Source organism: Sneathiella sp. P13V-1, from assembly GCF_015143595.1.
Classification (GTDB): Bacteria; Pseudomonadota; Alphaproteobacteria; order Sneathiellales; family Sneathiellaceae; genus Sneathiella.
The window spans coordinates 504,784-526,544 of the sequence record NZ_WYEU01000002.1 but is presented as its reverse complement, the minus strand read 5'-3'; the positions used below and the strand labels follow the sequence as shown (position 1 = coordinate 526,544).

Below are 21,761 nucleotides of genomic sequence, written 5' to 3'. Positions count from 1 at the left end.
GTAATCCCCTCACGCTTTTTTCAGGACCCTCGGGTCCATCCAGCCATATAGAATATCGATAATGAAATTGGCCAACATGAACCATGCCCCCAGAACAAGGGTAGACGCCATAACAGGTTCGAAGTCCGAAGCTGTGGCGGCTTGAACGGTGTAAAGCCCGATCCCCGGCCAATCGAAAACGGATTCAACCAGAACCGTCCCCCCCAACATCCAGCCAAAGCGCAGCCCGATGAGCGCGAGAGTTGGCAGGATGGAATTCTTCAACGCATACAAAGCCACGATCCTGAAAACTCCAATGCCTTGAGCGCGCGCGTTAGTAATATAGTCGAGCGCTAATGTTTCCAGCATTTCCGCCCGGTTGACGCGGATAATGGACGCCAACGCAGGAAAACAAAGGGTTACTGCGGGCAACAGAATATGTTGCAAGGCTTCAAAGAAAACCGGGAAATTCAACGTGAGCAGCGCATCGATTGTGTATAGACCCGTGATTGTTGTTGGTGGGTCAGTCATGAGCTCGAGACGCCCCCCCAAAGGGAACCACCCAAGTTGCAACCCAAAGTAAAGCTGCAACATCAACCCGAGCCAAAACATCGGCAAGCCAACTCCGGAAGAGCTTATTATTCTGATAAGGTTATCCAGCCAGCTATTCTGTTTTACAGCGGCAATAACCCCGAGCGGTATCCCCAAAAGAATAGCCACAAAAATGGAAAACACGACCAACTCAAAAGTTGCAGGAAAGAAGGTGAGAATATCATCCAAAACATCCCGTGTAGTATGGATGGATGTCCCCAGATCTCCCGTTACTACCCCCCCAACATAAATCGCAAATTGCTGGATCATGGGTTTATCAAACCCGCGCTCTACCCTAATCCGTTCGATCATTTCTTCGGTCGCGTCCGGACCTGCGGCCAATGCCGCCGGATCGCCTGGAGTTACATGCGAAATCAGGAAAGTTATGACCATCAACCCAAGCAACATCCCCAGCATCAGGACACAACGCTTGGCAAACATATTGAACATTAATTCAGCTTTCTCAGAAGATCCGGGCGCATCGAAATGCGCCCGGCTTTACCCTCAAATTTTACTCAATACGCAGACCATAAAGGTCAATCTCGGTTGTCATACGTACCGGGCTGTATGAAAAGCCCTTCACATAATCCCGATAGGCCACCTGACGATTACGCATCATGCCGAAAATCTCTGGTTGATCGTCCACGATGATTTTCTGGATTTCCTCATACAGAGGTGCACGATCTTCCCATTTTGTCGTAAAGCGCGCCTGCTCGATCAGCCCCTTGACTTTGGCATTGTCATAGAAATGCACGCCATAGTAACGTCCCCATGATTTAGGATGGTACTGATAGGCAACCGCGTCAGGATCCGTAGACACTGGTGTTGTAAAAATGGCAGTGATATCAGCAGCTGTTTCCGGCTTGGATCCACGCGCCACAATATTTGGCCAGGTCAAAGGAACAAGTTTCAAATTGATGTTCAGCTTTTTCAAATTGTCCAGCAACACAAGACCCATTTGACGCGTGACTTCAAAGCCTTGAACATAGACATACTCCAGCTCAATACCTCCGTCAGGGAAAGCCGATTTTGACAAATAATCCTTGGCTTTTGCAAAATCCTGACGTGGGATGGCAGGTACTGAGATCTTACCTTTAATGTCATCGGTAAATGGACTGGTTTGCAGTACAGCATTCCCATTAAACAACGTCACAAGTGCATTGTAATCAAAGGCATGAGCCACAGCTTTTCGCAAATTACGATCTGCCATATGCTTGCCTTGTGTATTGAATTTCAACCCGAAAGACGTGAGAGCGGGCTCCGTTGAAGTAACGATACCTTTTGCTTTTTGAACTTGCTTAAACTCATCCGGAGAGAGATTGAGGACAATGTCCGCCTCCCCCTTCATCAGGGCCGCCCGTTGCGCAGACGTTTCACGGACTAGCTTATAGATAACACCACCGATATTGGATTTTGATGCATCCTGATGCCAATAATCTTTCACACGTGTCAGTTCGTACAGCCGCCCTTGTTCAAACCTCTTCAACATATATGGGCCACTGCCCGCGGCGTTAGATGTAAGCCATTTTTGCCCTCTATCCCCTTCAACTGCGTTCGCCTCTACTTGCGCAGGGTTCATCACGTACCACCACGGCAGGAATGAGAGAAAGGCGGCATATGGCTTTTCAAGGTTAAATTCGATTGTCTTCTCGTCGACCACCCGAATGCCTTCCGGTTTCAGAAAATCAGCCAGCATCCATGAGGGGCCTTTCCCTAATTCCAGCGTTCTGGCAAAAGAGTAATTGACCGCCTCTGCTGTCACTGGATCACCATTGTGAAACTTGGCTTTACTGTTGAGAGTAAAAGTCCACCGGGTACCATCAGCATTACTCTCCCAACTCTGCGCCAGCCATGGCACAACATTGGCTGGACTTCCCTCATACTTGACGAGGCCATCATACAAAGCCTGCTGCATCGTGCGAATTGAGGCATTGTATTTGATACTCGGGTCAAGAGTTTCAACGGATTGACGCCCGGCCACAACAAGGATCTTCTCTCCGTCTACTCTTTCGAATGCGGCACTTTTGCCTGCATTCCACACAAGAACACTCCCCCCAACGGCAACGACAGAAAGCCCCACTTTCAAACCGTTTTTCAGGTATTTTCGATAAAATGACATGATGTCACTCCCTCTTCTGGTCGAATTATGCTCTTCCCAATTCCATTACTCAATTCTAATTGAGTTATTTCTGTTGAGAGATTTACCAGACCCCACCCCCATGGAGTCCCATTTCAGAATTCGAAGTGTGTCTTTCGTGACATTTTCATGAAATACGTATCAGCCCTTACGAAGTCAAAGGGCATCATCCCAAGGCACTTTTTATGTGATTTATTTTCCGGAGAAATTGCAGCTTTCACCTACATCGGTGCTCATCTTGTTCATGAAATAGAAACACCAGCGTCTTCTCCTCAAGCAATTAGTTATACAGGAGAAAACTAGTGTCATTTCAGTTGGAATCTCACACCTCAGACTTGTCTAAGGCCCTATTACTTTATCAAGCCACCATCGTGCCGGATACTTTCGACAATGCTCTGCAAGTGTTTGTTAAGAGAACAATTTTCGAAAGTGAAATACGAAATTACTACGACATAGTTACTCTGGTAAGAGCTCTCGCGCGCATTGTGGGCATTAAACGAAACAGTGAGAAATACAAAAACCTACGTCATGATTTTGCCAGTTTTTATCAAAGTTGCCCGCACCCAACTTCCCACGGGTCATTTCTTTATCATTGCATCGATTATGCCCGACGCAGCAACAAGAGGTAATCGTATGCCTTCAGAACAATTTCCCATTACAGATCCTTTATTGATGAATATTTTTTTTGACGAATTTCGTAAGCAAATCACAATCAATGAGACTGACACTCCTGCTGAATCTGATGAAAAACTCAACTTCAGCGCTGCCGAAATTCACGACACGCAGGATATCTTTGTTCTGCTTTCTTACCTTGCAGACAAACTTTCCTTTCCCAAACAAGCAACAGAGTTTGCTGAATTAATTACCGATTTTGAGTATCTGTTTTCTCGAACGCACAGGACAACAGTTGCCGATTTCTACGATCAGGCTGCGGGAATTCTGAACAATATATAGCGGAATCTTCTTGAGGTTCATTCAAACCCTTTTTTCATCATATCCACAATATAGGAGCCCCTTATGAGCGGCGAATTTAGTGACAGTGAGAGCCAACCTGCATCAAGCGCAGGTGATGCGGCACAAGCTATTGTATTACCGGAAGCGATCTTACATGCAGATCTGCTCACCTTTTTCCAATTGTTGGAGGACATGGCTTCTCAATTACCAACCCCACCGGTTTTTGCAGGCTCAGTCGACATCCCCGGAGCTTTTGCTCATATTCATGCGGAAGCTCCTTTCTGGTTGGAATTAGTAGGAGCCTCATTAACTGAGGCAGAGGCCATCCACCATCTAACAAACCTTGCCATTTATTACGGATGTGCAAATTGGGATGATTTTTTCAGAGATGTAGGATCTCATCTGGATCCAGAATAATCACAAGAACAGCGCCAAGTTACGGGCGCTGTTTTCCTCCCCACCATCGTATTTCAATTTTTCACACACCGCCTCCAGCAACGTTTTCAGATCACTTGAATTCTAACTTTAAGGATCTGAAAAGATGCCAAATTTAAACGATGTACTTCCATCTGCTAGTCAGGATTTCCCTGCGGTTGATCGCGGTCGAGAACAAGCAAAAGAAAATATTAAAGTTATCAAATCTGTTTTTGTAGATGTATTTGATATTAAAAAAATAAAATCGAAGAAAATCGATAAAGCTCTATTAAGTGGTTCAGAAAAGATACTTCATCATTTGCTTTCAATACCCCCCAAACCCAGAGGGGCTGAAGTTAAAGGTTGGGCAAAAGACAATGAAATTGCGTTGAGCCAGTGCTCAGAAATTTATAAAGCCGCTAAAGCTGTATTCGATCACGCTGTTTTTCTGACCGCACCTGAGACAACTGAGATCAAAAAGGCATACGAGCATATTCTGAAAAACAAACTACAAGACACCTTCAAACGCAATTTGGATGATACATATAACTCAGATATTCCAGTCGGTATTCAAACGCTAGACTTTCCAATAGATAACCTTGAAAAGCTCGCTCAAACCCTCATCGAAAAAAGCAAATTTCAAGACGACGCCGACGAAATAGATGGCATAAATTCTCAAATAAATAATCTGGTCAAGCACTTAGACTGCCTCGACAATATTCTTCAGCGTCCAAATATTGAGGAAATTATAGGTGAAATCAGTGAGCTTGATGATCTGCTTGCTTTTCAGCTGCACCATCTAAGTTCTTATCTAAAGCATCATCGATTAAACGGTATAAGGCATTGGTTCTCTTTTCTTAAGAGCGATGATCTGAGGGGCTTTGGCGAAGGTCTGAAGGAGGAAATCTCAAAGCTCAATCATCTTTCCCCAAAAGGCGCTTTTTTAAAATTCTGTGCCTATGAATCCATGATTGATTTATGGACAGGTAAATTACATCGGTTGGATCCGGTTATTCGTGATGCGGGCTGTCAGTGGCGCATCCCGTTTATTATCGACCTGAAATACGCCTCCAAAGACTTCAAACTGGAGAAGCCGGAAAGTCATATTGCCAGTTATGAAGAAGCAATGAAGAGCAACAACATCCCTTCAACTATGGAATTTATGGGAAACCTTGTTTCTGATGACGGTGAAATCGATGACGTTGGTTTCAGTTGCAATAAACGTCCAGAAGCTGGTTTTCTACATCTTCGAAGCAAGATCATCGTGAAACTGCCTGACAACCTTTATACAAAAATTGAACATTTTCCCTACCATAAAGCCATCGAGTTTGTTCCGGATGGCTTTAAAAAACTCTATGACGATTTCTGTGTGGAACTGAACACCCTTAACATAAGCAATATTTGGAAGTTTCACTCTAAGGGTAAACCTTTTACTCTTTCAGACGATGACCTGCCGTTAATGTCCTTATGGCAGACTGTTGACATTAAGGAAGCTCCTGAGCTCCATGAAGCAGCATTAGCTGAAGAAGACGATGTAAAAGATCAAGGTGTTATTCTTCCCTCATCGCCAGCATGTATTTATCAGCAAGTTGCAACTGGGCCTTGTGAGGATCGACCTAAACAAATAACCCAGAGCAATCTTTCCACATCCGAATATCTGGCCATGTGTAAGGCGCTTACCGTTCGTCAAATCCGATACATGGATAAATTTGGCCTCTCCAGCCATTCTATACCGCTCACTCTTCCGTATTTCTCAGGTTTGGATTTTGAAGATTATCAGGCAAGCTTGGCCATATACTCCACACGCTATTTAAAAGGGGCGTTTACGGCGATGCTGGAACTGCCAAAATTGCATGGCAAAGGCGGATCCATGGCAGCCGATCTTGTGAGTATGATCAACAAACTCCGGACACCGTTCTATAAAATCACCCGTTCACGCGGCCCTGTTCTCAGTTATTATGAGAACAAGCGCCTGATGTACATGTACCTTTTCCTTCGGAATATTCCGATTGTTTTGGATGTCAAGCGCCTTTCATACAGGAAAACAGGCCAAAATCGAGCAGGCGACAAAGCCCCGGCTTCAGTAATGCGCGGTGCGGATTTAGCTATAGAAGCGCAACATTCCTATTCTGGCGGCAACGTATATCTGTTTGTTCCTGATCATGAGGCAGGCCGATATCGTTGGGAGAAAAATCCTAGCAAAGAACTAAGCAGCACCCCCGCGCTGTGCGTTGAAACTTATAGCATGTTCTGCCAGGGCGAGGAGGCAAACAAAGAATGCGAACAGGTCGCTCGACTTGCCAATATCAATCTAAAGGATCCATCAAAGTACGAAGAGTTTGAAGGTTTCATTAAGAGCATGGATTTGATCGATATGTTCCTGATCACAACCATCTACCATAGTGCCTTTCCTAATGACACGGTCCTTATCGGAGATGATGGCCTCAAAACTGGTCTTGACTTGACTGAAGAAAGTCTCCTGTCTTTCAGCAATGCAGATGATGCTTCTATCGATGGCATTGCAGTTGACGGACGTCCAGCTTTACCAATGTTTGGTAATGAATTCCAAAGACAACCATGGAACATCAAAAAAGAGAAGGCTTTTATTAAAGCAGCTAATCCACTCAAAAAGTATGCGGCGAAATCTGATTTGTCAGACGACAAGCTACTAACGGCACGTGCGGCTCTCACCTATCCGTTGGGATGCATTCACCTTTACGCCTGTAGTTATAACGACATGCGTGAAAAATTCAAAAACCAAGAAGCGATGCGCATAAAACATCTGGGAGCTAATTACGAAAACCGTCTTTCCGATGTATTGGATATTGTTGATTGTGAAAAACTGATTTTCTAGGAAATCCAGATCCCCCGGCTCACCCCGGGGGATTTTTTTACGGCGATGGCCGGAACATATTGACAGGACACGGGGAAAGACTTAAAACGCCAGAGCTTTTCGGGGATAGCCTCCCGGAAATGAGGCCTGGTGGCGGAGTGGCTACGCAGCGGATTGCAAATCCGTGAACACCGGTTCGATTCCGGTCCAGGCCTCCACTTCTTCTCCGACGACATCTCCCAACATTCCAGTGATTGACTCGCCTATGCGTCCATGTGACAGTTTGTCTAATAAACAAAACAGCATACTGGCTAATTGGGGGAATTCGTATGCGGCCTCAGTCTCTCGTCTCGTTTCTCATTTGTCTTCTGTTCCCGTCCATTGGATTGGCGTCTGAAATTTCCGACCTGCAGGAGAAAATCGCCCCCAAAATACGGGAAAGATTGATCGAGGTTATTTCCGGAGCTGAAAACGCCGTTCATTTACCGGGAATGCAGGAGCAGTTATCCTTCGGATGGTGGATTTCCACCCTTTGGCCCGTTCTTATTTTTATGCTGGTCGCATGGTTCCTGTCTGGCCGTTTAAGCGCCTGGGGCCGGAAACATTTCGAAGGTTGGTACAACCCGGCGCCGGAGACACGTGCGGACAAGATCTCTTACCTGTTGTTCCGCTTCGTCATGATGACCGTCAATCTGGTTGTTTTTGTGGTTATCTCCATCACCTTGATTGCTTTGTTCACCGGCCATGCGAAACCAGATGCGCCGGTACAATCCGTACTGGTCTTATTTGTCGCGGTTTTGCGGGTGCCCTTTATTATTCTGGATGCCCTGATTGCCCCTGATGCCCCTGCGCATCGCCTGATCCACTTAAGCGATCAGCAAGCCCTCAAGTTCAGAAACAATGTAATCTACGCCCACGCACCCACATCATTTGCCATCTCGGTCTGCCTGATGATGGATCATGTGGGCCTTAGCAAAGATATCCACCTTCTTTTCCTGATCGCCGCCGTGACCATTGGAGCGGTCGTCTGGACTTTGTTTGCCATTTTCCACCGTCAAATTATCGCCCAGATGATTTTAGGCCCTCATGCAAAGACCGAAAACAAGCATGGTTTCCGTCAGGTGTTGGCGGCAAGCTGGCATATTCTTTTTGCTTTCTACATTATCCTTGCCTGGGCGGTGACGGTGGCCCGCCTGCTGCTTGATTTACCATCTGCCTATCACTTGCTTGTTGCGCCGATGATGATCCTATTATTCTCCATCGGGGGATATGGCATTGCCCTGCTGGTGATCGATAAGGTGGCCATCAATTTTGGAAATTACCGACAGAAAGTCCTTGCTAATAGCGACGAAGATTTTGGCGGTACAGAAGATATTCAACTTTATGAAAAGGCGTGGCAGTCCGACCTTGTGAAGCTGGCTGAAAAAGCGGTTGCCTTCCTTGTTGCCATTCTGGCCATTGGTGCCTTGCTGGAGACATGGGGGATTGATGTTTCCTCATCCGACAGCCTTGTGGTGCGCCTTGGGGATATCTTCATCGTTTGTTTTGTGAGCTACGTGATCTATCGGGCGGTCAAACTGACCCTGGATCGCCGTATCAAGGAAGAAACGGTAGACGAACAGGAAGCGGAACCCGGGGATGAAGGCGGCAGCGCCGGATCTGCAACCCGCCTTGCGACCTTGCTCCCGCTTTTCAGGAACTTCCTGCTGATCACCATCGTCTCCATCGGTATCATGCTCGCCCTCACCCAGATGGGTGTGGATATCGGACCGTTATTTGCCGGTGCGGGTGTTGTAGGTGTGGCCATCGGTTTCGGTGCCCAGACGCTTATTCAAGATATCTTCTCCGGTGCATTCTTCCTGTTCGACGATGCTTTTCGAAAAGGGGAATATGTGGAAATTGATGGCACCCGTGGCACAGTGGAGAAAATATCCATCCGCTCTTTCCAGTTACGTCATCATCTGGGGGCGCTTCACACCATTCCTTTTGGTCAAATTGCGCAGCTGACCAACTATTCCCGCGATTGGGCGATGATGAAGCTGCAACTGCGCGTTACCTATGACACGGATGTGGAACAGGTCCGGAAATTGATCAAAAAACTTGGACAGGAATTGCTCTCTCACCCTGAGGTTGGGGATAAATTTATTCAACCGCTCAAATCACAAGGGGTGCTGGCCATGGAAGATTCCGCCATGATCCTGCGGGTGAAGTTCATGACCCCTCCGGGGGAGCAGTTTGTGGTCCGTAAACTGGTCTTTGCGAAAATCCGTGAGCTGTTTGAAGAGCATGGGATCAAGTTCGCCCACCGGGAAGTCACCGTGCGGGTCGCCCCAGGGGTTGATACGGAAAACATGACCGAGGAAGACAAACAGAAAATTGGTGAAATGGCCGCCGCAGCCGCCCTTCAGGAGGAACAAAACGCAGAGGCCAATGCCCCGACGGATGATCGCTGATCACTCGTCCCATTCATCGCCCAGCAATTCAGGCTCGTCATAGTCTTTCAAGTCTTGCAAGTGACCGCCGGAGCCTTCGACAAACAGCTGCTCTATCAAATGCTGGGACAATCGCTGAACCCCTGTGTTCGTTCCGGGAATGTCGCTGCTGATCGGAGCATGGGTGAGGGTTGCCGCCGCATTAAACATATAGAGGCGAGAGAGATAATCCGCCTTTCTGCCCGGTTTTGCAAGGAACTGAAACGCGTCCCCTAGATAAGGATAAGAGGCCAGTGTCGCATCGGTCAGATCTTCTGGCGGGGTATAGATATCACGCCAGAGACATATATCATCCGCAAAGGGTTTCAGTTCGTCTTGCGCGGCCATATTCATGGCGTATCCGGTACCGAAAATAACGAAATCAGCGGTAAATTCTCCCTTTGAAGTCTTTGCGATAACCTTCTGTTCTTTTTGAACAAACTCCTGAACAGACGTGCCGAGTTTTAGGTTGAAATTATCAAACACCTTCAGCCGCAGCATGGAATCACGAGGCGGTGCAATACGGGCATCGAACCCCGCTTTCATAAAGGCCCATTTTTCCGCATCGGGGAGCTTATAAAATCCGGACAGGAATCCCGGATACACAATGTTTTTGAACTTGTTAATGGTGGGCATTTCGGGCGCACGGATCAACATGGTTACCTTTGCCGCTCCGGCCTCAAGGGCTGTTGCCGCAGCATCCACCGCAGATGCAGCGCCGCCAATAACCAAGATATCTTTGCCTTCTAATGACGGGTAATCAATCAGATCCTCCGTATGAGCGCGGTAAGGCTCTGAGATAGCTTCCGCCTCCTGCGGCAGCGACACCCCGCCGGATGCAGCTCTACCAGTCGCGAGAACCACATGACGGGCGATGGCTTCCACTCCGTTCTGAAATTGTAAGTGATAAGCCCCGTCTTTTGGGGTGATGCTGTTCAAGCTGTGATCATTTTGAACTCTGATACCCAGCACCATACGGTACCAGACAAGATACGCCATCCAGATCTCTTTAGGGATCTTGCCGAGAGGCTCCCACGCGTCACTGCCATATTTTGCGTCATGCCACGCCCTAAAGGTCAGGTTGGGCATCCCAAGATTGGGGCCCGTTAAATGTTTGGGCGATCGTAATGTCTCCATACGGGCGGTTGTGATCCACGGCCCTTCCCGCCCCTCAGGCGATTTATCATAAACCTTGAAGTTCCGAACCCCCTCACGCTTTAGCGCATGGGCAAGCGCTATACCTGTCGCACCGCCGCCAATAATGGCCACATCCAACATCTTGTTCCCCGCCTTATCAAAAGCCGGCTTCACCCAGTTTTTGGCAGGTTGGTTTAAGTAATGCAGTTCTTTTTCGATTGTTTCCTGCAGTTTTTGCAGATCATCAGACGGGGCAGTCATGTAATTCTTCTTATTTTTTTGTAGGCGGATACTCAACATACCATTGAAGACATTCTGAACCTCGGATAATGTCTTTGTCAATTACGTCAAAGGAGAGAGTGAATGCGTCTGATTATCGCAATTCTATTACCATTTTTGCTGTTTTTCACAATCGGCAAACCATTTCAGGGAATTCTGTGCCTGATCCTGCAAATTACCCTGATCGGTTGGATCCCGGCTGCGATTTGGGCCGTTTACGCACTTAGCCAGTATAATACAGACAAAAAACTCGAACATTTGAGTGGATAATCCGCATTTCAGGGGCGCGGGCTTATTTTTCTAAGGCTCTGTTTCTTTAGGCTTTTAGCCGTTTTTGAATTTTTTTTCAAAAAAATGAAAATCAGGGCTTGGCAGACGTTTAGTCTCTTGCTATAAGCCGCGTCACCGCTTGATGCGGACCACTGATCCCCGATAGCTCAGTTGGTAGAGCAGCTGACTGTTAATCAGCCTGTCGCAGGTTCGAGTCCTGCTCGGGGAGCCAATTCAAAAAACCCTTGAAGCCATGCTTCAAGGGTTTTTTCTTTTCCGCTATCAGTAGTGAAGGTTCCCAGTTTTTTATGAGAACAAAAAATCAACCCTTTAAATCTGATTGAGTACTTTGGTGTAGCTTACTCTTGCAACTCTGGATCCAATCCAGGGCGAGGCTCCTCTAGCGCTGCTTTTAAGGACGCAAGCGCGCGTTCAACATCAGCAAGCTCTCTAGCAATATGAAATTTATCATTGTGGCAGATCTTGAAGTCTTCTAAGCCCTTGTGGACTTGTTCTAGAAGCTGTCCTGCTTCAATATCGACCTCTATGGCACCTGATTGAATAGTTCGCGCTGTGGAGGATGATTGCGGAGCACGCTTTGAGAGAAAATAATTCGTGTTTTCCAAGAAATAGTCTGCCAAACGTAAATCCGGCCGGAATTCAATCATCTTCCGGATTTCATCAGCACTGAAGCATGATCTACCCACAAGCCTACTATGAAGGGTGGCGTATTTAATGCCTAGATGCTCCGCGAGTTCTTTGCGCGAAACTTGATGATCCCTATGAGAGACAATCTGATGCACAAACTCTGCGAAATCCTTGCCCCGCTCTAGATCTGCCATTTTTTTCCTACTACCTTACTTTACGTCGACACCCAAAAATCAACTACTGTGTCAAACTTGCTTTCTTAAGTTGCCTTTTTTCAGCCCATGCCCGAACAGCATTACCACAGGCATACTCTTTTCTTCCAAAATGACGCTGGCATGATGCAACAGTGTTTTGCGCTTCATTTATCTGGTTTTCATCCAAAAGCAATTCAGTACGCAGTTGATAATGGTCTATCGCAGTACCAGAAATCTTGTCTGGGTTTTGGTCCATCAACTTCAACGCAGCTTGCCAGTTTCCTTGAGCACGGTAGTCACTCCAAAGCTTTCTGTACAATTTCGCAGGCGCCTTTCCTCCACTAATGGCAATTTGTAAGTTCTGCATTGCTCGCTTTGGCTGTCCTTGCTTTATCCTAGCATTATACATCATCTCTCTTAGCGCAGGATTTGGATCATTCCGACCACTCAATAGACTACTTATGATCTTCACTGTTAGATCATATTTTCCATCTAAATAAGCCTCGTAACCTCTTTGAAATTCTGTGAACCGATAGAGGGCCGTTTTTCCGCTCCCTGATCTAGCATATTTCTGCAGTAAATCTTGACGTTCGATAGCTTTATAAACCTTGTTGCCGTAGTGAATAAGCTCATACCCTTCAAGGTTGAATTGCCTTTCAGTGAAGTCAGGGTGCGTTTCCATCCCCGCTTTCTTTACATATAGAGCTTGCCGCTCTTCTTCCGACATAACACTATTACCTGACAACATAGTGGCGAGTGAATTATCTACTTCAAATGCAGCTTTTGCTGCTGCCGCTTTAAACTCTTTTTGTATTTTTTCACTATCCCAAGCGTAATTGTTTGTTTCTGCAACCAGCTTATCTTTCTGGCTATCACTATTCTTCTCACTCTCCCCAAGTTTTCGGAGAACTGTACTAATTTCCCCCCATTTGTAACCAGCCAAATACAACAGGTCTGTTGCAAGTAAATCTGCATGAACTTCTTGATCTCTTTTCCACTCTTGCAATCCAAGAGTAGTCGACATTTCATGGCTGACAGAGGCAACTATATTTAACGTTTTAGCCCCTCCTTGTTTTCCCTCTTTTGCCATCACCCCGGATCCAACGACCGAAAGCAAAGCGTATTTTTTACTTTCATATTCTTGCCGTGTATCTGAATCAAAATGATTGAGCAATGTATGAGCAATCTCATGTGCAATGATACCAGCCAATTCATCTTCACTCTCAACCGCAACCAATAATGCTGCGTTAAGCATGAGCGCATTTGTATCTGTCATTTTGGCGTCATAGTGAATGCTATTTATAATGACGGGCTCAATTTCTGGTGACGGCATGGTGCCTTGCCAATTTTCAAGCAAACGAAAGATAATTCCTCTAGCCATTTCTTTAAGTTCTTCAACACCCTCTCCTTGCATTTTAGCTGGGAGAATATTGTTAACTTTTTCATGCATTTCCACAGGCGATGTTAATCCCCGTGTCATCGCCTCTCTTTGTTGTTTTTTCTTTTCGACATACTCCCCAACTCGCACGTTTAAGGCACTTTCAGGGTTTTTTTGGTCGTGAAAAGAGTCAACTAGTTTCGTGAAGAAAGTAGGCTCTAATGGCTCCACCCGAAACTTCTCTACAGTTTCTATAATTGGTTTTTCTTCAGCAGCCTGATAGACATGATTGTACACTTTTTTGTCGCCAAACACGACATCTGCTGTTTTACATCCCACAACACCAAACAGGAGGGTGAGTGACAGCATAAGTTTAGTTGCAGTAGACATTCCCAACCCCTCATTTCGTACAGTTCTTAAGCCCACGGATACCCTTCGACTCCACTGGGACGCCATTCGGGCACGGATCGTTTAGAATAGGCTTGTTCTTTTTGTCAGTTCTCACATGATTGTCTTTGACCCAGCCAACACCATCAACCAGGTACATAGTTCCACCTGCAGATATTTTTTGGATTTTTGCAGGAACTTTCAGCTTTGATCCGTCAACTCTTTGGCCTTTGCTACCTTGCTGAGGGTTTTGAAACACATAGATTTTGGAACGAAACTCCAATATCATTGTTGCTTCTGATGCTGAGCTTTTTGAACTTGCAAAAGTTGGGGCAAATACCAAAGCTAACAACACTAATAAAACTTTATTGTTCATGTTCCCCCCTCGCTCACCCTGCCACTTTGTCCATAAAACTATTGACTGAACGCAATCCACGCATGCATATTTTTAAAACATTATAAGAGATTCAAAACAACTTAAAATTCTAAACAAAGGCGCCGTATCTTATCAGATGATAAACTCTGCATCTAAATTCACAGGCACCTATACAACTGAAATAACAAGAAGAATTATTGCTCCTTTAATTTTAGCCATTGTTATTTCTCTTCTTAATCCACTAGGAATTGCGGACGCATTCAATTCAAGAAGTATCGATTTTTTATTAAAAATTACATCACCATTCTATCCGTCCGATTCTCAAAACAAGATAGCAACAGTTCTAATCGATGAATCATCACTATCAAATAGTCATCAAGTCTCCGATGTAGACGGTGGATTTAGTGGATTTAGTTATCCACCATCTTTGGAAAGCTATAGTCAACTTATTGATGCAATCCTTGCCTATAAACCCAAAGCAATATTCGTAGATATCATTATCAGTGAAGACAAAAACAGATTTGCTCAAGACGGCTTTTTTCTAGAAGACACACTTCTGGAAAATACAAAAAGTAAGTTTGATAGAACAGGAAACTATGTACCCATATTTTTCCCGCACCCCAATGCAATTATCAAACATAGCAACGATGACAATGAGTGCTCCAAGAAACTCGTCAATGAATCCGGTTTTTTTGAGAAACACTCCTCGCAACCACGACCTTCAGTTATTGGTATAGGAGATGCTAGATCTTATAATCTTGTCTCCAAAAGTGCATGCTTGGATGGAAAGGAAGCAGACCATGATTTGCTGTCTCCCGCGTTTGCTCTCTATAAGACTATCTGTGACAAAGACCCCGAGTTTTGCCAAACTGATGTCACCCCTACAGTTAGAACTGATATTGCGCCAGAGAATTTTAAAACACCGATACTTTTGAGATGGGGCGACACCACAACCGATTACAACAAAGAATTTGTCAATAACGATAAATTTGTTTGCCAACAATATGAAGACCATTGGTTTTTCCAAAGTGGCCGAATGATCAAATATCTGTCCAACTCCCTTGTTTCAGGTAGCGATATATTCAAAGAGCGTAAGAAAAGCGAACTGTGCCCATATCATGATAAGCTGGGCGCAAAGAACCTTATACAACGGCACATTCACCACACTACGCATTTTGGTTTTTCTACTGAGCGGTATTGCCAAAGAATAGATGACGCTTTCGGCGATCATTCTCTTGAAGAAAGACTCTGCAACAAAGTCGTCCTAATTGGCTTGGACCTTACTGGATTAAACGACACAACTTATTCTCCAGTCCACGGGACTACTCAAGGCATTCAATTACATGCGATGGCGCTTGATAATCTCTTAACTCAAGGTGCAGATTACGTGCGAGTTTCCACGCCCTTATTCTTAAATTTGGATCAGGGTTCTCTTATAGAAATTATTGCCCTTACGATCTTCTTAGTCGCTGAGTTTTTCGTCGTAGTTAGATTTGAAAACACAATTTGGTCACAAGAAAAGCTAGCATCCATTAGAACATCATCATTATCTAATAAACTGAAATTTCAACTAACGATTTTTGGAACCGCATTCCTTGTGATTTATATGACCGCTTTCAGTCTAGAACTGGTTTATTTCCTAATTTTCAAACATCAACCGAATGACTGGCTCGGCATTGCAAGTTTTGCTTTCGCTTTCTTAGGTATTTCCTATTACAAGTTGACATATCATATGAATAAAACGGACGACCCTGAGGTTGTAGTACAGCAAGATACAGAAACACAGTCTGAGGGCTACTGACCCGAAAAGCTAAATCTTGTACTTGTCAAAACTTGAAGTGCCAGCAGTCTGTATCAAAAGGCGCACCCTTTTTTTGACAGACATAACCCTCATTCAATCATAATTTGCTATTCCAATGATCGGAGGACAAGGAATGGAAATTGTGAGTTCGGAAGTGCCCAAAAGCACTTCCACAGAAATTCTTCTTGGTAAAACCACTTCCAAAACTTCAAATATTTTCAACTCAACCCAAATCAACTTCTCCAATACAGCAAACTACATTTTCGAAGAAGTCGAAGGATCACTTCTAACGATCGCACCTACTGGAGCCGGCAAAGGCCGAAGCTGCATTATACCCAATCTATTGAATTACGAAGGCCCTGCGATTGTGATTGACCCAAAGGGAGAGAACTATCACGTCACAGCCGACTACAGGCGAAAAATTGGTCACCAAGTCATCAGGATTGACCCATTTGACGTCATTGACGAAGAGGGGCATGGCCTAAATCCATTAAATCTGATACGAGCGCGGACAAAGTTTGAGCTGGATGACGCCCGAACGTTAGCGCATCTCATAGCGCCAGAAACCCACACGAAAGATCCTTTTTGGGATAATATGGCACGTGCTTTTCTGGAAACCCTATTATGTTACGTTGTAAATGAGGTACCTACAGTTCTTAGAAATCTAGGTGAAATATCCTATATCGCCAGCCAAAACTCAAAAGATCTTGAAATAACCTGCAAAGAAATCTCTCGCTCTAAAAACATGGATCCCACTGCGAAAAGAGCGAACAACTTTATAGCGCAGGCGGAACCTCGGGTCAGGGCTTCGATTATCTCAACCCTGCAGTCTCAAATTGCTTTCTTGTCTAGCAGCTGCCTATCATCAAGTTACTCTCTCTGTGATTTGGATCTGGATAAATTTCAGTCAGGTGAGCCAATTACAATTTACTTGATCATTCCCCCAGATAAATTGCATTCCCATGGAAAAATGCTCAGGGTTTGGGTCGGAATGTTGCTATCTCTGTTATATCGAAGAACATTCAAACCTGAATTGCCTACCCTGTTTCTTTTGGATGAAGCTGCGCAACTAGGAAAACTAGACCAACTAGTTCAGGCAATTACTCTCATGCGAGGATATGGGGTGATCACCTGGTCATTTTGGCAAGACCTATCTCAAATTCAGAACCTGTACCCCTATGAATGGCAAGCGGTTGTGAATAATGCACATGTTTTTCAGGCCTTCGGCCTTACAAATTCACGTGCGAGACGCCAACTACTGGAATTTGCGGCAGAAACTCTTCCCGCTCCACATAGATTCCATAACACCGAGCAACAATTGCTGGTTACCATAAATGATGGTCCCAGATTGGCACCCAAATTAGATTATCTATCAGATCCAATATTTAAAGGAAGGTGTGGCACAAACCCAATGTATTGCTCTAAGGAAGAGGCTCCAAAACGTGCCAAGTTGGAGCAGCGCCCCATAAACCGCAAACCCAATTCTCCCAACAAAAAAGACTTTGCAAAAGAGTGGGGATTAGCATCAACCGAGGAACCCTAAGAGCCTACCCAAACGAATCCCACCTTTAATTTCCTCTTTAGGACCCAATTCAAAAAACCCTTGAAGCTATGCTTCGAGGGTTATTTGTGCTTAATCATTGCGTCCCTTCCCTTTCGTGAATTACTCTCTATTCTAATACAACCATCCCCATAAAAATCATGAGGGCCCGCTTATGTTGAAAGTTTGTGTCCGGTACGTGTTAGCTGCTTGTCTTCCTTTGGCTCTTGCCGCGTGTGGTGAGGAAAAGGTGGAGACAACAGAAGTCATCAGATCCATCAAACCTTTTTATGTAAGTGAGCTATCCGGTGGGATAGACAGGACTTTTTCAGGGGCGATTAAGGCTTCGGGTGTATCCAACCTAAGCTTTTCTGTCAGTGGTACCATTAAGGAAATCCTTGTCAAACAAGGCGATAAGGTAAAGAAAAACCAGACCATCGCCAAACTGGATGCCACCCCTTTTGAATATGAGGTCAACGCGGCCAGAGCACGGCAGCAAGCCGCCGATGCGGCGCTTAAAAAAGCAAGTGCGGATCTGGATCGGCAGAAAAGCCTCTATGAAAAAGGCTGGGTCGCCAAGGCGGCCTTTGATCAGGCGGTCCTTTCCATTGATTCCGCCAAAAGCGATTTAAGATACGCGAACTCTCATTTGCAGACCGCAGAACGCAATCTGGCAAAGACAGAGCTTAAAGCCCCGTATGATGGGGTGATTGCCGAAAAGAAGGCTGATGAATTTACAGAAGTCACTGCAGGATCTTCCGTTGTGGTCATTAACTCCACCGATGTTCTGGAGGTAGAAATCCTTGTGCCCGATCGGGCGGCGCCGAGCCTGCAATTGGGCCAACCGGTCAATGTGGATGCAGCAGGGAATGCAGACTGCGGATGTACCGGCAGAATTACGGAAATTGGCGCTGTTGCAGATGCCGCCAATTCTGTTGTGGTGACGGCTGCATTGGATGGCAAACCGGAAAGAGTTATCCCGGGCACAGCCGTTGATGTGAGCATCCTGTTCAGAAATGATGATGGTGTGGATGGATATCTTGTCCCCTTGAACGCAATTGTGCCGGGGGATAATTCCGGTGCCGGTTATGTTTTCAAGTTTGATGAGAGCAGCAAGCAGGTTCGAAAAACGAAAGTTGAAGGACGGGCTGGTGAAGGGAATATGGTCTCCATCACCTCAGGTGTGGGCGCAGGAGATATCCTCGCCGCTGCCGGGGTCAGTTTCCTAAGAGACGGCCAGGAAGTTAAATTGATGTCGCTTGATCAATAAGGGGCGCAGAACATGAATATAACTTCTGCAGCTATCAAAAACTCACGCATTACTGTGATGGGTGTTTTGATCTCCCTGATCATGGGGATAACCACCTATCTTTCCTATCCCAGCGCCGAAGATCCAACCATTGTGATCCGGAATGTGATAATCACGGCCAATTACCCCGGTATGTCAGCCGAACGGGTGGAAAACCTGATCACCATACCGCTTGAAGACAAACTTCGCAGCATTGCGGAAATCGACGATATCAATTCCACGTCCCGCACAGGTAACGCCTATGTGGAGGTTACCATTCATGACTGGGTCACAGAACTCGACCCGGTGTTTCAGGATATCCGGAACAAGATGAATGACGTGAAGACGGAATTGCCGGACAACACTCAAGGGCCGTTTGTAAATGATGAATTTGGCCTGACCGCCATTTCCACAATTGCCCTATGGGCCGACGGTTTCAGTCTTCAGGAAATGCATGAAGTTTCCAAGGATATGCAGCGGCGTCTTTATACGCTGGATGGGCTTCGCCGGGTTGAGCTTTATGGTGTACAGGAAGAGCGTATCTATCTGGATATGGATACGGCGGAAATCGCCAATCTGGGCCTCTCTCCTGAGATTGTGTTTAGAGAGCTGATCCAGCAGAACATCATTAAGCCGGGTGGTGCCCTTCGTGTTGAAGGCAAACGGATCATCATTGAACCCTCCGGTGCATTTGAGAACCTTCAACAAGTAAAAGACGTGGTTTATAAAATCCCGGATACCGACCGGATCGCCAGACTTGGAGATGTGGTTGAGGTTACCCGTGAATTTGTGGACCCTCCAATTAGGCCCGTCTTTTTTAACGGCAGGCAAGCGATCATTATTTCCGTCTCGACTGTAGAAGGCACCAACAATGTTGAATTCGGTGATCGTCTTACCCAGTTCATAACAGATTTTCAAAATGAGCTGCCCATCGGCTACGCCCTTGAATATGCGACTTTCCAACCTGAGATTATCGATGCATCTGTGAATGATGCAGCCTCCAACGTTTATCAGACACTCATCATTGTGCTGCTGGTTGTGCTTATGTTCCTTGGGGTGCGTACAGGTCTTATCGTTGGATCCTTTGTCCCGCTGACCATGACCCTTGGCATCTTGATCATGAGCATGTTGGAAATCGAACTACAACGCATGTCCATTGCGGCCATGATCATTGCCCTCGGTCTTTTGGTGGATAACGGTATCGTGGTTGCCGAAGATATCCGGGTTCGTATGGGCGCGGGAATGGACAAGGCAGGCGCGGCGATTAAGGCCGGGAACAGCCTTGCCGTTCCTTTGCTGATTTCATCTCTTACCACCATTTGTGCCTTCTTGCCCATGATGCTTCTGGAAGGATCTGCGGGGGAATATGTAAAATCATTAAGTCAGGTGGTTGCCGTTCTTCTCTTGGTCTCGTGGCTCTTATCCATGACGGTGACCCCGGCCATGAGCGTGTGGTTTATGCAGCCACCCACACAGGCTGAAATTGATGGGAACTCCTATGATGGCATTATGTATATGCTCTATCGGAAAGTTCTCTATTGGATTATGCGCTTCCGCCTCGCTTTTTTGGCAATCCTTATTCTGTTATTTGTCGGATCCATCCAGCTGCTCGGCACCGTAAAGACGGAATTCTTTCCGCTGGGGGAACGCAACCAGTTCCTTGTTTATATAGATTTTGAATCCGGTACTGAGATCACGGAAGTAGAGGAAAAACTTCAACCCCTATTCCGCTGGTTACGCGATGAGGAGGTCAATCCTGAAATTGAAAGCCATATCGCCTATCTTGGCGGTGGTGGCCCCCGCTTCTTCCTGGCGCTTTCCCCAATTGATGCGGACCCACATAGGGCATTTCTGGTTGTGAATACAAAAAGCCCAGATGATGTGAGGCCACTGGTGAAACGTATCAATGATCATTTGCTGAACACCTTGCCTGAAGCAAACGGCACGGCGAAGCAGATGTGGTTTGGCGGGTCTGAAACCGGCTTATTGGAAGTAAAACTCATTGGTCCTGATAGTGATAAATTGCTGGAGCTTTCCAAGGAAGTGACCAACGCCTTGCATCAGGTAAAAGGAACCAGTGGCATTCAGCAGGATTGGGAAAACAAGGTCCTCAAGATTTACGTCAATGTGGATCAGGCACGTGCCCGCCGCGCTGGTATCACATCCTCTGACATCGCGGATGTGCTGGTGACGTCATTCGATGGATATAAGCTTGGGAATTATCTTGAAAGGGATGAAAGCATTCCAATTGTTCTGCGCGCTGAGAAAGGTGTGCGAAGCAATTTCTCCGGCCTTGATAAAGTGCGGATTTATGCCCCTAACGAAGGGGAGCCGATCTCCCTCAATCAGGTCGCCTCTCTCGATGCAACGTGGGAATTTGCCAAGTTGAAGCGGGAAGATCAGCAGCGAACGCTAATCGTTCAAGGCCTCAACGCTGAACTTTCGGCCAGTGCCTTGCTGGCAGCGATCCAGCCTTCTTTGGATGCGTTGAACTTACCTGCTGGATATCAGCTGGAAATCGGAGGTGAGCTTGCAGATCAGGCGAAGGCTAATGAAAAGCTGTTTGAGCTACTACCACTGGCGCTTGCGGCTGTTGTGGTTCTACTGGTGGGACAGTTTAATTCCTTCCGCCGCGGTGCCATTATTATGGCAACCATTCCACTGATGATGATCGGCGGTGTGCTGGGTCTTGTGATTATGAACGCGCCTTATGGGTTTATGGTTCTGCTTGGCTTCTTCAGTTTGGCGGGCATCCTGATTAACAATGGTATTGTTCTGATCGACAGGATTGAAACGGAACGGGAAGACGGCAAAGAAATGCTGGATGCCATTTTGACGGCATGTCAGGCGCGGCTGCGTCCAATTCTCATGACCATGCTCACCACCGTGTTGGGCTTGGTTCCGCTTATTCTGTTTGGTGGGGCATTGTTTTATGGCATGGCGTCTGTGATCGCGATTGGGTTGATCTGCTCAACCGTCATAACGCTAGGGTTTGTGCCGGTTCTCTACAGCCTGTTATTCCGTGTTGACTGTAATAACAATTTGTTAAAATTGAATCTGCTAAAATAAGGAGATTGTGAAAAA

At 46.0% G+C, this 21,761-nt stretch carries 15 protein-coding genes and 2 tRNA genes; 11 read left to right on the top strand and 6 right to left on the bottom strand.

The features are described 5' to 3' along the window. Positions 1-9: 9 nt before the first annotated feature. A complete protein-coding gene (locus GUA87_RS09560; RefSeq protein ID WP_193716329.1) occupies positions 10-1,020 on the bottom strand; it encodes an ABC transporter permease in 1,011 nt (336 codons plus the stop codon). A 61-nt stretch (positions 1,021-1,081) separates the two neighbouring features. Further along, the gene (locus tag GUA87_RS09555; protein WP_193716328.1) at positions 1,082-2,689 is read right to left on the bottom strand and encodes an ABC transporter substrate-binding protein; all 1,608 of its coding nucleotides are present in this window, start codon (positions 2,687-2,689) and stop codon (positions 1,082-1,084) included. A 546-nt stretch (positions 2,690-3,235) separates the two neighbouring features. On the opposite strand from GUA87_RS09555, the gene GUA87_RS09550 reads away from it, so the two are divergent. From GUA87_RS09550 to GUA87_RS09530, 5 genes are all read left to right on the top strand, one after another. Then, entirely contained in the window at positions 3,236-3,661 is a 426-nt protein-coding gene (locus GUA87_RS09550; protein ID WP_193716327.1) for a hypothetical protein, read from the top strand. A 63-nt stretch (positions 3,662-3,724) separates the two neighbouring features. Continuing rightward, positions 3,725-4,078: a hypothetical protein gene (locus GUA87_RS09545; RefSeq protein ID WP_193716326.1), complete on the top strand. Its 354-nt coding sequence runs from the start codon at positions 3,725-3,727 to the stop codon at positions 4,076-4,078. A 124-nt stretch (positions 4,079-4,202) separates the two neighbouring features. Beyond that, the gene (locus GUA87_RS09540) at positions 4,203-6,929 is read left to right on the top strand and encodes a hypothetical protein (RefSeq protein WP_193716325.1); all 2,727 of its coding nucleotides are present in this window, start codon (positions 4,203-4,205) and stop codon (positions 6,927-6,929) included. Positions 6,930-7,052: 123 nt separating this feature from the next. Beyond that, positions 7,053-7,126: transfer RNA gene (locus GUA87_RS09535), tRNA-Cys, on the top strand. 111 nt (positions 7,127-7,237) lie between these two features. After that, entirely contained in the window at positions 7,238-9,361 is a 2,124-nt protein-coding gene (locus GUA87_RS09530) for a mechanosensitive ion channel family protein (RefSeq protein ID WP_193716324.1), read from the top strand. Here GUA87_RS09530 and GUA87_RS09525 read toward each other — a convergent pair whose 3' ends face one another. Then, positions 9,362-10,777, bottom strand: coding sequence for a flavin-containing monooxygenase (locus GUA87_RS09525; RefSeq protein WP_193716323.1), 1,416 nt, complete (start codon positions 10,775-10,777; stop codon positions 9,362-9,364). Positions 10,778-10,879: 102 nt separating this feature from the next. Between GUA87_RS09525 and GUA87_RS09520 the strand changes: the two genes are divergently transcribed. Together GUA87_RS09520 and GUA87_RS09515 are read left to right on the top strand one after the other, a co-directional pair. Then, positions 10,880-11,065 (top strand): YqaE/Pmp3 family membrane protein, encoded by a 186-nt coding sequence (locus GUA87_RS09520; protein WP_193716322.1) that lies wholly within the window; start codon positions 10,880-10,882, stop codon positions 11,063-11,065. A gap of 156 nt (positions 11,066-11,221) precedes the next feature. Then, positions 11,222-11,297: transfer RNA gene (locus GUA87_RS09515), tRNA-Asn, on the top strand. Between the two features lie 127 nt (positions 11,298-11,424). Here the strand turns inward: GUA87_RS09515 and GUA87_RS09510 are convergent. Genes GUA87_RS09510 through GUA87_RS09500 form a run of 3 tightly spaced genes read right to left on the bottom strand, consistent with a single transcriptional unit; the run spans position 11,425 to position 14,048 of the window. Continuing rightward, positions 11,425-11,907, bottom strand: coding sequence for a phage regulatory CII family protein (locus tag GUA87_RS09510; protein ID WP_193716321.1), 483 nt, complete (start codon positions 11,905-11,907; stop codon positions 11,425-11,427). Between the two features lie 43 nt (positions 11,908-11,950). Continuing rightward, positions 11,951-13,675: a M48 family metalloprotease gene (locus tag GUA87_RS09505; protein ID WP_193716320.1), complete on the bottom strand. Its 1,725-nt coding sequence runs from the start codon at positions 13,673-13,675 to the stop codon at positions 11,951-11,953. Positions 13,676-13,685: 10 nt separating this feature from the next. Beyond that, the gene (locus GUA87_RS09500; RefSeq protein ID WP_193716319.1) at positions 13,686-14,048 is read right to left on the bottom strand and encodes a hypothetical protein; all 363 of its coding nucleotides are present in this window, start codon (positions 14,046-14,048) and stop codon (positions 13,686-13,688) included. Positions 14,049-14,184: 136 nt separating this feature from the next. Between GUA87_RS09500 and GUA87_RS09495 the strand changes: the two genes are divergently transcribed. The 4 genes from GUA87_RS09495 to GUA87_RS09480 all read left to right on the top strand — a co-directional run bounded on the left by GUA87_RS09495 (position 14,185) and on the right by GUA87_RS09480 (position 21,746). Next, a complete protein-coding gene (locus tag GUA87_RS09495) occupies positions 14,185-15,849 on the top strand; it encodes a CHASE2 domain-containing protein (RefSeq protein ID WP_193716318.1) in 1,665 nt (554 codons plus the stop codon). 133 nt (positions 15,850-15,982) lie between these two features. Beyond that, positions 15,983-17,392 carry a type IV secretory system conjugative DNA transfer family protein gene (locus GUA87_RS09490; protein ID WP_193716317.1) on the top strand — a complete coding sequence of 470 codons (1,410 nt, stop codon included), beginning with the start codon at positions 15,983-15,985 and terminating at the stop codon, positions 17,390-17,392. A gap of 172 nt (positions 17,393-17,564) precedes the next feature. Further along, positions 17,565-18,659 (top strand): efflux RND transporter periplasmic adaptor subunit, encoded by a 1,095-nt coding sequence (locus GUA87_RS09485; protein WP_193716316.1) that lies wholly within the window; start codon positions 17,565-17,567, stop codon positions 18,657-18,659. A gap of 12 nt (positions 18,660-18,671) precedes the next feature. Then, on the top strand, positions 18,672-21,746 hold the full coding sequence (locus GUA87_RS09480; protein WP_193716315.1) for an efflux RND transporter permease subunit: 3,075 nt from the start codon (positions 18,672-18,674) through the stop codon (positions 21,744-21,746). The last annotated feature ends 15 nt before the right edge of the window (positions 21,747-21,761 follow it).